Source organism: Kovacikia sp. CALU 1929, assembly GCF_056784235.1.
On sequence record NZ_JBXBCF010000056.1, the window covers coordinates 94,356 to 111,601 of the forward strand.

The window sequence follows — 17,246 nt, forward strand, 5'->3', positions numbered from 1 at the left end:
CCTGCCATTCCAAGTCAGAGACTTGGAACGAGGGGAACAACAGTAAAGTGTGAAGTTATTTTTAACAACTCCTTAGCCGGAACCCTGTCCCCTATCGGCACTCTGCACCCCCATGGAGGGTTAAGTTATACAGTCACATCCCCCGTTAATACTCTCCATCATTCATCGGAGGCGCAACATCTTTATGTTCAAGGTCAGCGTCTTCAAAGGCTGCCTCAAGGCTTATTTCTGTGCCTGCTGGACTACCTGGAAACGCTGAATCCATGTTTAGAGAGTCATCATCAATGGGCGTATCCTCAAAAACTCCTCCTAAATTATTCAAATCAATCGTTCCATCGGGACCAAAACGAATCTCAATCTCTTCTGTGACAGCAAAATTTTCCGCCGTCTCTTCATCTTGAGAGAGGCTATCTGAACCGAAGTTGTCAGAAATTACGTCCTCGCCTGCAAACAGATCTTCAGTTTTCAATGAGGATTCTATCAATGAAGATTCTTCCAGAGAAGGTTCTGCAAAAGGTTCCCCAATCATTGATGAATGAGCATCTAGCTCTGCTTGAAGTAAGTTATTCAGGTTAGAGAATGTATTCTCCGTTACCTCTTCCGTATGCGATCGCTCCTGCTCAATTGGCTCCTGAAAAAGCCCATTAAAACTAGGCAACATTTCTTCAGATGTATCAAAGGAGGTACTTAGCCCCATGTCTGAAGTGACTTCCTCTGTCGGTTCTTCAAAAAGGTTACTCATATCTGGGAAGTCTTTAGTTTCTTCTCCCAGCGGTTCCAGGCTGATTTCAGGCGTGGTTTCAAATGACTCTTGGAACAGCGCACCTACATCAGAAAATTCAGCCTCAGTTTCTTCTCCCAGAGGCTCCAGCGTGATTTGAGACGTACTTTCAGAGGACTCTTGGAACAAAGCACTCATGTCAAGGTCTGCTCCAGGTTCTTCTTCTAGAGACTCCAGGTTGATTTCAGGTGTGCTTTCAGTTGGCTCCTCGAACAGGGCACTCATATCCAGGTCTGCTCCAGGTTCCTCTGCTAGAGGCTCCAGGATAATTTCAGGTGTAGTCTCAGATGGCTCCTGAAACAGGGCACTCACATCAGGAAATTCAGCGTCAGGTTCCTCAATTGGAGATTCCAGGATAATTTCAGACGTGCTTTCAGTGGCTTCTTGAAAAATAGCACTGACATCCGGAAGGTCTTCTTCCACGATCGCTTGAGGAAAATTAAAGCCTAAATCAGGTGTCACCTTAGCTTGTTCATCAAAGAACGCATCAATGCTGGCTGAAAGTTCTTCAGCACCTTGATAGGAAGGCTCTGAGGTAGTATTTTTAACTTCTTCAACCGGCTCCTGGAAGAGACCACGAGGGTCAGGGAAGATATCTGAGATCGCCTCAGAAGGTACTTCTAAACTCAAATCAGAAGTATTCTCCAGTGGCACTGGGAAGATCTCATTTACATCAGGGAAAATCTCTTCCACTGCACCCAAGGAATCTGCTGAGTAGACCTCTGAAGTTCCTAAAACTGGCTCAGATTCAATGTCCAGGTTCAAATCAGGACTCATCTCAACCGATTCTTGAAATAGCCCATCAACGTTGAAAGAAGGCTCTGCTACAGATTCTGAATCAAACTCCAGATTCAGATTGGGCGTAGTTTCAGTCGGCTGCTCAAATAAACCACCCACATCAAGAGAATGTTCTTCCCATGACTCAGAACCGTTCTCCAGGCTCAAATCGGACATGGTTTCAGGTGTTTCCTGGGAAAAACCATCTATATCAAGAGAGTCTTCTTCAGTTAGCTCAGAGTCTAGCTCCAAGCTCAAATCTGATACTGGTTCAGTTGGCTCCTCCAATAAACCATCCACATCAAGGGAGTCTTCTGGCTCTGGTTCAGAATCTAGCTCTAGCTCCAAACCTGGATCAACTTCAGGTGCTTCTTGGAACAAGATATCAACATTAGAAGGTATCGCTTCAGGTGATTCAGACTCTAACTCCAGATATAAATCGATCGCAGTTTCAGGGGTTTCCTCAAATAACGCATCTGAACTAAAGGAGACTGCTTCAACTAGCTCAGAATCTAGTCCCAGATCCAATTCAGATGCCGTTTCAGTTGGCTCCTCAAATAACCCATCTACTTCAAGAGAGTCTTCTGGTGGTGGTTCAGAATTTAGCTCTAGTCCCAAGCCTGGATCAACCTCAGGTGCTTCTTGGAACAAGAAATCAACATTAGAAGGCATCGCTTCAGGTGACTCAGACTCTAGCCCCAGATTCAATTCAGATGCCGTTTCAGTTGGCTCCTCAAATAAACTATTTACATCTAGAGAATAGTTTTCCGCTGGTTCAGAATCTAGCTCTAGTCCCAAGCCTGGTTCAACCTCAGGTGCTTCTTGGAACAAGAGATCAACATTAGAAGGCATCGCTTCAGGTGACTCAGACTCTAAATCCAAATTCAATTCAGATTCGGTTTCAGTTGGCTCCTCAAATAACGCATCTGAATTAAAAGAGACTGCTTCAACTAGCCCAGAGTCTAGCTCCAGATTCAATTCGGATGCGGTTTCAGTTGGCTCCTCAAATAACCCATTTACATCCAAAGAATAGTCTTCCGCTGGTTCAGAATCTAGCTCTAGCCCCAAACCTGGATCAACTTCAGGTGCTTCTTGAAACAAGAGATCAACATTAGCAAACATCCCTTCATCTGACTCAGAATCTAACTCCAAATCAGATGTAGTTTCGATTGGCTCATTAAATAACTCATTTGCAGCAGGGGATCCTTCTTCCACGAGTTCAGAATCTAGCTTCAGGCTCAAATCCTGATCAGTTTCGGTTGGCTCCTCAAATAATCCATCCACATCCAGAGAATAGTCTTCCGCCAGGTCGGAATCTAATTCCAGGCTTAAGTTAGGAGTGAACTCTGAAGACTCCTGAAACAACGGTTCAATCTCAGGAGCGATTTCCACAATCGGGCTGGAGTCAAACCCCAAACTCCAATCAGGAGTATCACTTTCTTCCGCTTGAAACACAGTATCAGTATCGGAAGATAGACTCTCAGAAATTGCTGCTTCCAAAATTTCTTCCATTGCGGGATCGATCATAGCTTCAGACTCAAGCTGGAGCGTTTCTTCAATCACGCCAGAAATATCTTCAGCGATGGATGTATCTGTGTCGTTTTCAAATTCCGCATTGTTCTCAAACTCTGCTCCATTCTCAAACTCTTGATCAAAGAGGTCATCGGTGTTGCCGCTAGCCAGGTTCATCTCAGTGAGATTGATGTTATTCAGGTCGATCTCATTTAAATCGATCGCAGGTTCCTGGCTTGGAGCTTCCTCCTGAAACAGAGCATCTACTGAGTCGGCAGGTTCTTCAATCCTCATTGCAATCGTTTCTGAAACGAAGGCTTCCGCGATCGCCCCATTTTGATCAGCTTCAGAAACGTCCACTTCACTGATCAACTCCGCCTGAATCACCGCTTCTTCCTTCGCTTCAGCGAAGGTACTTTCGCCAGCAGATGGCCGAAACTGCTTTCTAACGTAGGTAGGCTTACTCTCCTTCTTCTGAAACAAGCCTTTAATCACATCCGAAATCACTGCAAACATGCCAGTCCCCTTTTCTTTCAAGGTAGAGAGTGGTTTGTCTGCACCTCCTTTCAAGGCAGAGGTGCTTTTCTTTACTTCCTTTGCAGCCTTACTGGCAACCGTTTTAACTTCCCCAGAAATGGTCTGAGCATTCTCTTGAGATTGCTCAGATAGGGTGTCAAAGGTTTCACTCAGGGAACTTTCAGCCGATGGAGCCGCATCAATCGCATTAATCGTATCTGAAGCCATCTGGCTCACGGGTTTGGTTACCGTCTCAAATGCTTCACTTAAGGAATCTTCAGCCGATGGAGTGGTGTCAATCGTCTCCGAAGTCATCTCGCTCACAGGCTCGGTCGTGGTGTCAATCACTTGATTGAGGGAATCTTGCTTGGGTTGAACTTCAGCGATCGCGTCAGAGGCAACCTCTTCAAACTCGGCAATTGTTTCTTCAGCTTCTACAGCAGGCTGGGCTAAATGTTGCCGACGTGCCGAAGCAAAATCTGCCGGGGTCAAGGGCACATAAGGTTCATCAACCTTGGGCTTGAAAGGTGCCTTTGGTTTATTTCTCCCTCCTAGCAGATCCTGAACTCGATTCTTCAGTCGCTCAAACTGGTTCACTGCCTGTCCTGGGAGGTTAGAGAGAGCTTCAGGGCTAGACAAATTCCCCAGAATTTCCTGCCATTCCTCTGAAGTTGGGATCGCCGTTTGCTCCTCTAGGGGCACTACCTGTCGCCTCAGCATGAGTGTTTGCCAGCCAAACCAGGCTAACAAAGCCACCCCCGCTGTTTGCCCCAACAACAGCCCCCCTCTAATTCGTTCAGCACAAACCCACAAAACGAGAGCGTAAAACAAACCGATGCCGCTCCAGATAAAATCAGTTTTGCGGTGTACCTCTGGAAAGAAGAAGGCAGCCATATAAAGGGCAAAACTGCCTAAGCCAACCACCAGTGCCAGAAGATATGTCAGCATAATTGCTGCTCCAACCATGCCTGAAGATTACCTATTAACTCTACTCCGCCAGAGAAGGATGGGATTTAAGTTTTGAGGGATTGTGTTAAGAAACTCAAAGATCCGGGGGGCAATTCTATCAATCTCCAGCACTTCGGGAGCCTAAAGATGTCAGGTGACAATAACAGAAGAACGGGTGATCGACCGAAAATTGGTTGATACTCCTGTGTCTCACTGAAACAGCCTTGAAACATGGCTCCTGCGACGTTTACTCTCTCAACTGTCCCTCTCCTTATCCTCACTTTCCCCCTCATATTTCCCTTTTTTTCCGATTCTCTAACAGAGCAACTTTACGACAGCTTAATGTTATCTTCCAAGCTTTCCTGGAGAGATCGGGCTACGCTGTGTAACATGGTCAGCCTCGGCACTTGCAGAGTTCTCAGGAAAATTTATGGCACAAAGCTTTGGCGTGATTGGTCTTGCTGTGATGGGTGAAAATTTAGCGCTCAATGTAGAGCGCAATGGTTTTCCCGTCGCTGTCTATAACCGTAGTCGCGAAAAAACAGATACGTTTATGGCGACGCGGGCAAAAGGTAAAAATTTTGTTGCCGCATATACTTTGGAAGAGTTTGTCGCCGCTCTCGAACGTCCGCGCAAAATTTTAATTATGGTGAAGGCTGGTGCTCCAGTAGATGCCACAATCGAACAACTGAAGCCCCTCCTAGACGAAGGCGACATTTTGATTGATGGCGGTAACTCGTTATTTACTGACACCCAGCGTCGTGCAGTCGATTTGGAATCTGCTAAGTTTACCTTCATTGGGATGGGGGTTAGTGGAGGCGAAGAAGGCGCATTGAATGGTCCTAGCCTGATGCCTGGCGGCACTCAACAGGCTTACCAGTACCTGGAGCCTATCTTGACTAAGATTGCGGCTCAGGTCGATGATGGTCCCTGTGTTACCTATATTGGTCCTGGGGGGGCTGGTCACTACGTCAAAATGGTACACAATGGCATTGAGTACGGGGATATGCAACTCATTGCCGAAGCGTATGACTTGCTGAGAAGTGTTCTGGGCTTAAGCGCTCAACAATTGCAAGAAGTCTTTACAGAATGGAACACCACTGATGAACTCAATTCCTACTTAATTGAGATCACGGCAGATGTGTTCAAGGTGATGGATCCGGATACTGGAAATCCTTTAGTAGACCTGATCCTTGATGCGGCTGGACAGAAAGGTACAGGACGGTGGACGGTAGCGGATGCCCTGGAACTAGGGGTTGCCATTCCCACCATTATTGCAGCAGTTACAGCCCGCATCATGTCTTCCTATAAGCAAGAGCGAGTGGCTGCATCCAAGCAATTAACGGGTCCGACTGCCAGCTTTGACGGTGATGCGCAAGCCTTTGTAACCAAGGTTCGAGATGCCCTGTACTGCTCCAAAATGTGCTCTTACGCCCAAGGGATGGCGCTCTTAAGTAAGGCATCTGAGGTCTATGGTTTCAACCTCAATCTGGGGGAATGTGCTCGCATCTGGAAGGGAGGGTGTATCATTCGGGCTGGTTTTCTGAACAAGATTAAGCACGCTTTTGATGAAAATCCCAGTCTGCCCAACCTGCTACTGGCACCTGAATTTAAGCAAACGATTCTAGATCGGCAGGCAGCTTGGCGAGAAGTGATTGCGGTGGCAGCGACAATGGGTATTCCAGTCCCGGCGTTTAGCGCTTCCCTGGATTACTTTGACAGCTACCGGCGCGATCGCCTACCCCAAAATCTAACCCAAGCACAACGCGACTACTTTGGTGCTCATACCTACGAGCGCGTAGACAAATCAGGGGTTTATCACACCGACTGGATTCATGTTGCAGAACAATCTCCAGAACCAGCCATGGTGAAGTAGGCAAGCCTCCAAATATAAAGCACAAGCGGGATAGGAGATTTTTCCTTCCCGCTTTTGGTGTGAGGTGAGAGAGGGATGAGAGGTGTGAGGTGGCAGCTGGGAGGTAAACTTTGATGTCCTGCTCCCTTGGATCCCAGATGCCCTTTTCAGGAGTGCCACAAAAAATTGAACATACCAATCAATCAATCTAACAACCAACAACTAAGGCTCCATTCCCCAATTCTCAACTCTCAACTCAAAACTCTCAACTCAAAACTCTCTCCCCTTCCCTATTTCTTCATTTCCAGGGTTGGGCAAGCATTGGGAGGCAGGCGTAAGTAGCGGAGGCATTCTTCGGGTTGAAGCTGGCGCAGGCTGCGATCGCGAGCAACATCGAGTAACCCGTCCCAGGTAGTTGCCCACACGTATACCTTGCCGCTTTTGCTGAGGGTTGCAACGTAGTTTCCATCGGGGCTAAAGAATGCTCGTTGAATAGGTTCGCTGTTGTCTTCGACCGGACGCAAAATGGCTTCTTCCGTTCCTGTTTCAGCATCCCATAGGCGGGCGGTACCATCGGCACTGGCAGTCACCAACCTTTTCCCATCGGGGCTGAATTTGGCATCCAAAACAGACCCCCGATGCCCTGCCAGTAAAACGCGGATTGCTCCTGTTTTGGCATCCAGCACTCTGGCGGTTCCGTCCAGGCTAGTAGTCACCACCAGTTGGCTATCTAGACTAAACTGAGTGCTGCTGACAGCATTTCGGTGGGACAGAGTACTGAGTAGCTTGCCGGTGGACACCTGCCAGATACGGGCAGTGCGATCGCGGCTGGCGCTGACCACTAGTTGCCCATCTGAACTAAACTGGGCTTGCTCAACCGCTGCTGTATGTCCTTTCAGGCGATTAATTAACTTCCCCGACTGCACATCCCATAAGTAAATTAGTCGGTCATCCCCCACCCCAAGTAATTTTCGTCCATCAGGGCTAAACGCAAGCTGACGAATCGGTTGAATAGTAGATTGGCGGGGTTGATTGGTGCCTGTTCCACTATAGAAAGGTGAATCGACCCGCCGTATAGGTTTAACCGTACCATTGGGCTGAATACTCCAAATTTCAATATTCCCTGAATCGATCGCGGTTGCCATGTTTTGAGCGTCTGGGCTGAACGCCACGCCACTCAGCTTTGTTCCCATAGGAAGCGTTTTCCCAACTCTGGTGGCAGTTATCTGGGATGAAGACGACTGGGATAAAGGCAACTGGGGAGACGTTCCATAAGGGCTAGCTTGTGCTCTGTCAGTCGTCATGGATGCTGCCTGGAAACCGGTGTGAGGTTCCGCTTTGACTGTAGACATCATCCAGTTAGCTGACTGGCTATTGTGTTTTGGCTTCAGAAACGAAACAGATTCGCCAACCCACTTTAGAAAGTTGAAGCCACTATTTTGTAGTAATCGGGGAGGCTGTACTTCAGCCAGTGAAGAGGAGGAACGGGGACGGGATGAGTCGCCCACAGGCAACTGGTGAGGTAAGCTCCAATGTCGGATGCTGCCATCCACCGCAACCGTGATCAACCCGTCAAGGCTATTGGAGGTTGGAGGGAGATGGCTGGCAGGTTTTTCAGCGATGGAAGGGGTGCTTGTTGCGATCGCCGCCGCTGTCCGTGATAAATCCAGTTTTTGTCTGGATTTGGGATCTCGAAATGTGATCCATTGAATGCCTGCTCCCGGCATTTTCAACGTTGGGAATTCACTACCTGGTTCCGTTGCCCACAGGCGGACAGAACCATCGGCACTGGCGGTGGCAATCAGGGCGCTATCACGGCTGAATTGAACCGATCTGATTGCACCAGAATGTCCTCTCAACGTTTCGACCAACAGATTGGTCCGTAGATTCCACAGACGAGCAACTTGACTAGACTCTTTGGTATCCGTTGTTATCCCAGCCGTGACGATGTATTGGCTGTCTGGGCTAAAAGCGATTGCATTCTGGTTTAGATGCCCATCATTTTCCACCTCATCGGTATCCTTCAGCCGTAAACGTCCCGAACGAACATCCCATACCCAGAACCGACGACTTTGATCCATAGCGGCGACCACCTGTCCGTCGGGGCTAAATAGCACCTGTGCCAGTGAGCGTGAATGGGTTGTGAACTGCTGAATAATTTGAGTGTCTGGTTGAGTTTCTGGCTTCTGAGATAGGGGATGGGGTGGTAATGATAATGGCTCAGAGCTTACTCGCCACAAGCGAATGATTCCATCGTCTGAAACGGTGGCAACTTGCAGCCCGGACGGGCTAAAGACGGCATGGTTAACTCCACTCGGATGATGCAAGATTTGTTGCGATTGCCCTGTGCTCAGTTGCCACAATTGAGCGGTATTACCACTTGCGGTTAAAACCTGCTGCCCATCTGGGCTAAAGGCAATACTGCGCACCTCCGTCTTAGGGGAAAGTTGTCTCTCAAGTTTTCCATCATTTGCCTGCCAAATGCGAACCGACTGGCGGTTATCCATGGCGGCAATCCATTGACCATTTGGGCTAAAAATCAGTTGCTTGATCGCTCCATCATCAGCTTTTAACTGATAAAGAAGCGCTCCAGATTCCACCGACCAAACCTGCGCAATATTGGAGGTTTTCGCGATCGCTGCCAGTAATTTGCCATCTGGGCTGAAGCGAATGGTGGTGATTGCCGCAGAACTGTGAGGCATTGATTCTGATTTCTGTGGCTCCTGTTTCTTGTCTTCTGCTTCCTGCCACCGCAGCACCCTTTCAACCGATTCAGTCTTTAAGGACCACAGCCGAACTGTGCCATCCTCACCGGCAGTAGCCAGATAGGGCTGATTTGGGCTAAAAGCGACCTGATAAAGTTCCCCCTGTTCTCCACGCAGATAGGTCTGGAGCCGCAGTTTTGTCAGGGCAGAGCGCAGACTGGCTTGAGCTTCGTAGGTACGCCCGCCCTTTTCTGCCGCCAGCCGGCTGATTAGCAGCGCTGTCGTGGGGTCACCATCCGGTTCTTGCAGAATGGACTGGGCGATTGCTGCCTGCTGACGAGAGGTGGCAATTTGAAGCTGGTAATCTTTTTCTGCCTGGCTTTTGATCGATGCCATGTACTGATTTAAAGTCACTCCCAATGCGACTAAGAGCGTACAGGGGATGACCATTTGCAACAGCCGCAGTTCTTTTTGAATGCGGCGGCTTTCTTCCCGGCTAATCGAGATGAATCGGTGCGCCAGGGCAGAAAGTTCGTCTGGGAAGGTTCTAACATAATCTTCGGCATCAATCAGGCGATCGCCATGCAGCAGGTAATCATTCGAGCGGGGTTCTTCTGCGTTGTGCCATTCCCTGGCAGCATGTTCAATCCGCCGCTGTCGCCTCAGCATCTCCCGATTTTCATCTAGCCAGACTCGCAGCATCGACCAGTTCCGGATCAGGGTTTCATGGGCAACGTCAACCGTTTCTTGATTGATCGGACAGGAAACAGGGGAATAGTTGCGCTCTGTCAGATGATTGGTCGGTAATTGAGTGATTTTGCTGATCAAATGTTCCCCTGACAAGTCAGTGGTTTGCAACCGGGTAGACAATCCTTCGCCTGACTGATTGGCTTTAGGAAATTTGCCCTGGCACATTTGAGCCAAACGAAGTGCCGTAGAAACACTGGCAATGCTCTGGTCAACCCGCTCTTGATAACGGCTGGTTGGTACAATTTGGTTGGTCACGACCAGTTTTGCCGTGACTAACTTTTCCAGCACCCGATCTACCAACTCCACCGGAAATCGGGGGCTGACCAATTCTGATTTAAGGACGCGACGACGGGTATCTTCTGTGCCATCGCCTAGCTGGGTCAGGGCAATAAAGATGCGTTTGGCAACTTGTTGCTCTTCCAAACTGAGACTATAGAAAATGGCATCTGCCCGTTTTTGCAGAGTTCCTCGCACTCCACCCAGATCTGTGTAAGCATCCAGAGTGAGTCGGTCAGGACCGCCATTGGGGTCTTGCTGCCGTTGCTGCCACAGTTCCAATAATGTGTACTGGAGTAGGGGCAACTCGCCAGGGGCACCAACGACATCTAACAGGATGTTGTAAACCAGATTGGGGTCACAGACTGCACCCACCTTCTGGGCAGGCTTGACAACAGAGGCTTTGATTTGCTCATAGGTCAGCGGAGTCACGGTCATCAAGTTTTGCTCTATCTGTTCTGCCAGTCCGTTATAGAGAGAGCATTTGCCAAAAAAGTCTGCCCGCAACACGATGATAATACTGAGGCAATCATGGGCTTCGTGCATGGCACTCAGCAGGCTGTTGAAGAAGCGGTGGCGATCGCGCTCCGCCTGGGGTCCCTGGCATAGGGTAAACACTTCCTCAAACTGGTCAATAATCAGCAGTAGGCGAGAATTCCTGCCATATTTAGACGAGATCAGGCTGGCACGAACCAGATGGGAAAGCCCATTGCCGCCTTCTTCTAGCAATGCCTCTGCCCGCCGCAGGTGTTCTGCCCGGTCTACAGTGGGTGCTTGAGAATTGACAAAGGCACTCGCCAGACTCCTGAGCGGTTGGTCGGTCGGAGTGATGAGCTGGATACGCCAGCGATCGCTACCGGAAAATTTGTGTCCCTGCCGCAGTTGGTGAATCAGTCCGGCTCTCACCAGAGAGGATTTACCGCTGCCAGATGCCCCAACGATGGCAACAAAGTTGCGAGTTTTGAGTTTTTCAATCAGTTGATCGGTCAGGTCTTCCCGTCCAAAAAAATACTCAGCGTGTGCTTCATCAAAACACTCCAATCCCCGGTAAGGACAAATTTCCTGAGACAGTTCAGTTTTGATCAGGGTCGGCGCTCCCTGGCAGCGAGTCAGCACGATTTCACTGCCAGAGTTTTCAAACATCGGCTGTTGGATCTCGGTTTTGAGCGCATTGCTGACCCAATCGGTGAGGGCGTAGTTTGTTATGGTGCCAGAAGGGAGCCGGTTTGGATCAAGCCCCTCAACCAAAGCTTGGGTAAAAATACTGTACTTTCCTTCAATCGACTCGTATGCCATTTCGTATTCACGGGAGGCTGCCATAAACAGGCGATCGGTTCCGGCACGGGCACCGGGGTCTGCTTCCAGAAAGTTAAGTAATTCACCGCTATGGCAGCAGTCCAGTAGGATAACGCGCTGCTTGACCGGGCTTTCCTGAAGCAACCGTCTCAGCCAAAATAGGGATAGTCCGTAAAAGCCCGCATTGGGATTGGTATCGCTAGTTGCCAGATACCCTTCTTGAATACCAGCATCCTTCTGTAAACCATGCCCAGAAAAGTAAAACAAGGCGGTGTGGGGAATATTAGTGCCTTTAGGCTTGAACAGCCGTACCAGTGCAGCTTCTAATTCGGCAAGCGTCACCGGAGTTTTCACCCCCACTCTGGATTGCCTGCCTTGAATGACATCGGGCATCCGGGTTACACGAAAGTCGCCATTGGTCTGTAGCTGCTGGGCGATCGCCTCTGCATCATGGGCAGGAGCATTCAACCCTGGTAGCCACTGATAGGCGCTAATTCCAACAACAAGAGCATCCCTTGACATTTCCTAACAGCCTCAAACATCCTAAAACTGGTTGGTTCACCTCAAATTCGACTACCGAACTACAACAGGGAGAGGATTGATAACGTCGGACTGGCTAAACTGCAAAACTGGGTTGGAAGGTATCAACTTTCCAGTAAATCCGAGGATTGGAGAGACTTAAATGAGCAGCCATTTTTCAGGAATAAGGATTTTCCTATTTGGGGTTTAATCATCTATTCAGTCATTTGATTGAACAGTTATCAGCCAAATTGCTGAGTCAAATTTCAACTTCACCCAAAAACATTTTGGAAGGATTCCTTTACCAGCTTAGCTAGACCGTATTAGCCTGAAAAACTCTTGGGCAAGGGCATCCCTAACTCAAAACTAATAGGAAATGCATAACAGGTAGTAGGGGGTATCACCCCTGAGGGTGATTTTTTTGAGTCTTAGTTTCCTAAACACAAAGCAATTTTTCTTACTTATAGATAATCTTGAAAAATTGCTTAAATTTTGAAAAAGGTCAATTGTTTTATTAGGAGAAGTCTTTTAAAAGAGAGGGATAGCAAAACAATAGAGAAATCACGGATTTCACTTAACTCAGATAACCAAATTCAGAGCCAGATCCGTATATTTACGACTCTTTTGTCCGCATAGCCGCGACTACCCTGCGGGAACGCTTTGCGAATAGCCAGCGTAGGTTAGACAAAGTGTGCCCATCGCCAAGAGTTGAAGCGGATGGGAACGGGCAAAGAAAGCCTTTGCCCATCCTAATAAATTGGTTTTTCTGAGTTTAGATTACCAAGCAAAGTTCCTTTGGTGAACCACTATTGCTCAATATATAAGTCTTGAATGTTCCAGAGTGCGCCCCCTAGTTCTGGATATTCAATCCCCTCGACGCGATCTCGCACGGCTGCCATAATCCGCTCTACTACCAGGGGAACCCAGGGTAGATTTTCTTGCTGAAGCTGTTGGGTTCGGGCATAGATGGCTTTGCGCTTGGTTTCATCCAGTTCCTGTGCGCCTTGGATGAAGAGGCGACCAATCTCGGCTTCCCAATCGGCAACTACCCGCCCTTCAACGGGCTTACCACCGCCCTTCGCACTATTGAAATTGTGGGAAGAACCGTCAGGCGACCAGATGTTGGAGCCATCATTGGGTTCTCGTCCACTGCCCATTGCCAGTAAATAAGCATCCCAGTCCAGGGAGTTATCGAGCTTGTCGAGCAGGACGTTGAAATTGATGGGGCTTAAATCGACCTGCATCCCAATTTTCGCCAAATCTTGCCGAATCTGAGCCAACATTTGTTCTCGAATCGTGTTGCCAGCATTGGTCATTAAGGTGAACTGTACCCGATTGCCCTCTGCATCCAGCAGTTGCCCCTTGGAATCGTATTTAAAGCCTGCCTCTCTCAGGAGTTGTTTAGCTTTTTCTGGGTCGTAGTTGTAAACCCTCAAGCCCTGCTCTGGAGAAAGGTAGAAGGGGCTTTGGGGAATCAGGGTCGAGTTGATTAAGGCACCCAACCCGCGATAGATGGTGTTATTCATCTTTTCGCGATCGATCGCATAGGCAACGGCTTGCCTGAATGCCACATTGTTGAACCAGCGGGACTTAATTGGATTGACCAGGGGGCGACCATCCCGACGACCTTGGTTAAGGTTAAATGACATAAAGGTGGTAATAGGACGCTGACCACCCATGTGCACGGTAAATCTACCCCGTTGTTCTTCCCGCTTCAGGAGAGTAAAATCCTCCGGACGAATCGGTTCTGAGACATCCAGTCCACCGGATCGAAATTGCAGCAATGCCGTATCTCGGTTTTCAACTACACTCCAGACGATGCGTTCAATAAAAGGTTGTGGCTTGCCCTCGGCATTTTTGCGCCAGTAGTAGGGATTGCGTTTGAAGATGACTCGTTGGCTGCTGACGTAGCTCTCCATCACGTAAGGACCATTCGCAATAATCTTTCTGGGATCGGTGTCGGTGCCCCAGGTTGAGAAAAAGAGCGGGTTTCCGTCAGTTCCCTTGGTTGTAACCGCTTTCTCTAAAGCGTGCTTGGGCATAATTGGGATTCCTGTAGTCCGCAAAAAGGGAGCGAAGGGTTCTGGGGTAGTAAACTCGACGCGAAGTTCATCAATCTTGCGAACCGATGGAAATAGCCGGTCTTTACCAATCCGCAATACATCCTGAATGTCTGTTGGAATGGCGGGGTTGAGATAAATGTCTCGGTAGCTAAAGACAACATCATCTGCCGTTAGGGGTTGCCCGTCTGACCATTTCAAGCCCTTTCGCATGGTGAACGTAATGCGTTTGTTGTCGTCTGAGATTTGCCATGACTCTGCCAGCGATGGCTCAATCTCGCCCGTCAGTGCGTTCTCAGTGATTAATCCCTCATAGATTAGTGAGAAGACATTGGGGGACTCGTTGCTGAGGGCATAGTTAAAGGTTTTGGGGTCGCTCAGGGTCCAGTCAACTAGTTCTGGCACCTGGGCGGCTGACGTTCTAAACTGATCTGGGTTGCAGGCGGTCAGGGCGATCGCGGCTACCCCTGCCAGCAACACCATAAACCAACGCCTTAAAAGTGGTGAGTTAAGGAATCTCATAAACCAAATACTAACGAGCATTAGCGGATATCCGCCCTTCCAGGATACGAAAATCTTGTCAGTCTTAGTAGTTTATTAGTTGTTAGTTGTTGGTTGTTAGAGAGAGGTGAGGAGTGAGGGGTGTTCGCCTTTGGTGTTCCCGTAGGATGGGGTGGTTGTTAGAGGGTAGTTGGATGTAATTCATTCTGGGAAATCGTCAGGCAGTTTACTATGTTGTAAGTTGGTCTGAGCAAACTCTCAGAAGACCGGAATATCTAGGAACGTATGGATTCTGTTAATCAGGGAACAACTGAACCCGCCGTGGTCGATCGCCCAACTGTGGTGGAGACTTATGAGCTACGTAAGACTTACCGGACGGGATTCTGGCTGACGCAAAAAAATGTGTCGCTCCAAAATTGCACGTTACGGGTGTATGAGGGAGAAACCTTTTGTTTGTTGGGTCCCAATGGGGCAGGCAAAACAACCTTGCTGAAGACTCTGCTGGGAATCGTTCGTCCATCCGGGGGGAAGGCAAAGCTATTGGGGGAAGCGTTGGGCGATCGCGCTGTTAAGCAGCGGGTTGGCTACCTGCCCGAAAATCCCTATTTCTATGACTATCTGACAGGCTGGGAGATTTTACAGTTCACTGCGGGCTTATTTCGGATTCCCCGTTCAGTCCAGAAGCACCGGATTCCCGAATTGCTCGATCTGGTTGGTCTGGCTCAGTCGGCAGCAAAGAAGAAGCAACTGCGGCAGTACTCTAAAGGAATGCTGCAACGAATTGGCATGGCGCAAGCATTGATCAATGATCCAGAGGTGGTGTTTCTAGATGAACCCATGTCGGGGTTAGACCCGATGGGGCGTTACCAGATTCGGGAAATTATCCTATCCCTAAAGTCCCAGGGGCGCACTATTTTCTTTAACAGCCATGTGCTGTCGGATGTGGAGATGATTTGCGATCGCGTTGGCATCCTGGCACAAGGCGAACTGATCTGTATTGGTTCCTTACAAGAACTTTTGGGGACTGCTACGACTTACTTTGTTAAAGGCAAAGGTGGCAGCCTGGATGTACTGAAGAAGCGGATGACTGATCTCGGCTTTCAGGAAGGCTGCTGGTATGGGCATTTAGAGGGAGATCCCTATGATTTTCTTGCCTCCCTCAACCTGATGGGAGCACAAATCGTCACGGTCAACCTGGCACGCCCGACCCTGGAAGAGTTTTTTATTCAGCAATTGCGCGATCGGGGCATTCATACGAGTGGTTAGCCTAAAATGCAACCGCTACGGGGCGGCAGCGTCATATGCAGACTGGAACCTGATTCGGCTTGAATCCATTCAAATTCACTGGACCCAAATAGTTGCTGCTGCACCTGGGACTGTAGCCCTGCCTCCGCTGGAGTCACGATTGCCTTTGCTGGAACCGTACCAATATTGACCGCAACAATAATTGCTTCGTTGCCCAGGACGCGAGCAAAGACATAGGTGGTTGCTTCGGCAAAAAGAATTCGGTAATCTCCCGTTTGGAGAGCCGGGTAAGCATGGCGGAGGGAAATTAGCTGGTGGTGATAGTTAAAAATCTCCCGATCCCAGTCTGCTTCCAGGGGGAACCCTCGGCGGGAGTCTGGATCGAGCGCGCCAGGTAAACCGACCTCGTCCCCGTAGTAAATGCTGGGAGCACCAGGAAAGGTAAGCAACAATAGGGTTGCCAATTCTACACTGGCGCGATCGCCTCCGGCAATAGTAAGTAGTCGTGCCGTATCGTGGCTTGCCAGTAAATTTAACTGGGTCAGTTGAATTTCCCAGGGATAGAGTTTTAGAAGATCTTGAATCTTTTCAGCGTACTCTCTGGCAAATAGGGGTGGATAGGGAGAATAGGAACGATCCTGCACCTGTTCCATGACGACGCGATCGCCGGCTGTAAAGGCGATCGTGGGTGCGGCAAACAGGTAATTCATCACGCCGTCAAACTGGGTGCCATCCAACCATTCGCGTGAGTCGCCCCACACTTCACCCACGATATATGCCTCAGGGTTGATGGCTTTCACGCGATCGCGAAATTCTTGCCAGAAACCGGAAGTTTTAATCTCAAACGGCACATCTAACCGCCAGCCATCAATGCCAAACTTAATCCAGTGTTCAGCAATTTCCATGATGTATTCCCGCACTTCTGGGTTGTCATGGTTAAACACAGGTAATGCCCGGTTGCCAGCCCAGCCTTCGTAATTGGCAGGGAACTCTCCGTTGTAGGGTGATAGGGGCCAGTCATGGATTTTGAACCAGTCTAGCCAGGGAGAATGGGGACCGTTTTCCAGCACATCATGAAAAAAGAAAAACCCCCGACTGGAATGGTTAAATACCCCGTCCAGCACTACTTTTATGTTGCGTCGATGGGACTCATCCAGCAAATCTCGGAAAGCAGAGTTGCCCCCCAGCATTGGGTCTATCAGGTAGTAATCGTGGGTATGGTAGCGATGATTGCTGGCAGATTGAAAAATAGGCGTGAAATAGATCGCGTTAATTCCCAAATCCTGCAAATAGTCCAGCTTATCGATTACACCCCAGAGGTCGCCGCCTTTGTACCCTTGAAGGGTTGGCATGGCGTTCCATTCTTCCCAGGTTGCATTTTTCAGCAGCTTTTTGTGGGGGTGCTCACTGCGGGCGAAGCGATCAGGAAAAATTTGGTAGAAAACAGCGTGTTTAACCCAATTCGGTGTCTGAATTTGCATAAATCTGATCTAGCTCTCCAGTAG

The 17,246-nt window shown here is 49.0% G+C and carries 6 protein-coding genes; 2 read left to right on the forward strand and 4 right to left on the reverse strand.

Translation table 11 applies throughout. From position 1 onward, the window contains the following. Positions 1-145: 145 nt before the first annotated feature. Positions 146-4,534: a Ycf66 family protein gene (locus tag AC1S52_RS06350; protein WP_482028171.1), complete on the reverse strand. Its 4,389-nt coding sequence runs from the start codon at positions 4,532-4,534 to the stop codon at positions 146-148. Positions 4,535-4,964: 430 nt separating this feature from the next. On the opposite strand from AC1S52_RS06350, the gene gndA reads away from it, so the two are divergent. Continuing rightward, positions 4,965-6,410 (forward strand): NADP-dependent phosphogluconate dehydrogenase, encoded by a 1,446-nt coding sequence (gndA, locus tag AC1S52_RS06355; RefSeq protein ID WP_482028172.1) that lies wholly within the window; start codon positions 4,965-4,967, stop codon positions 6,408-6,410. A gap of 269 nt (positions 6,411-6,679) precedes the next feature. Here gndA and AC1S52_RS06360 read toward each other — a convergent pair whose 3' ends face one another. Both AC1S52_RS06360 and AC1S52_RS06365 read right to left on the reverse strand, forming a co-directional pair. Next, positions 6,680-11,938: an nSTAND1 domain-containing NTPase gene (locus tag AC1S52_RS06360; protein WP_482028173.1), complete on the reverse strand. Its 5,259-nt coding sequence runs from the start codon at positions 11,936-11,938 to the stop codon at positions 6,680-6,682. Between the two features lie 803 nt (positions 11,939-12,741). After that, positions 12,742-14,478: an ABC transporter substrate-binding protein gene (locus tag AC1S52_RS06365; RefSeq protein ID WP_482028174.1), complete on the reverse strand. Its 1,737-nt coding sequence runs from the start codon at positions 14,476-14,478 to the stop codon at positions 12,742-12,744. Between the two features lie 303 nt (positions 14,479-14,781). Between AC1S52_RS06365 and AC1S52_RS06370 the strand changes: the two genes are divergently transcribed. Continuing rightward, a complete protein-coding gene (locus AC1S52_RS06370; RefSeq protein ID WP_482028175.1) occupies positions 14,782-15,762 on the forward strand; it encodes an ABC transporter ATP-binding protein in 981 nt (326 codons plus the stop codon). On the opposite strand, the gene AC1S52_RS06375 is transcribed toward AC1S52_RS06370, so the two are convergent. Further along, positions 15,759-17,222, reverse strand: a complete 1,464-nt coding sequence (locus tag AC1S52_RS06375; protein WP_482028176.1) for a glycoside hydrolase family 13 protein — start codon at positions 17,220-17,222, stop codon at positions 15,759-15,761. The genes AC1S52_RS06370 and AC1S52_RS06375 overlap by 4 nt on opposite strands. Positions 17,223-17,246 lie beyond the last annotated feature (24 nt).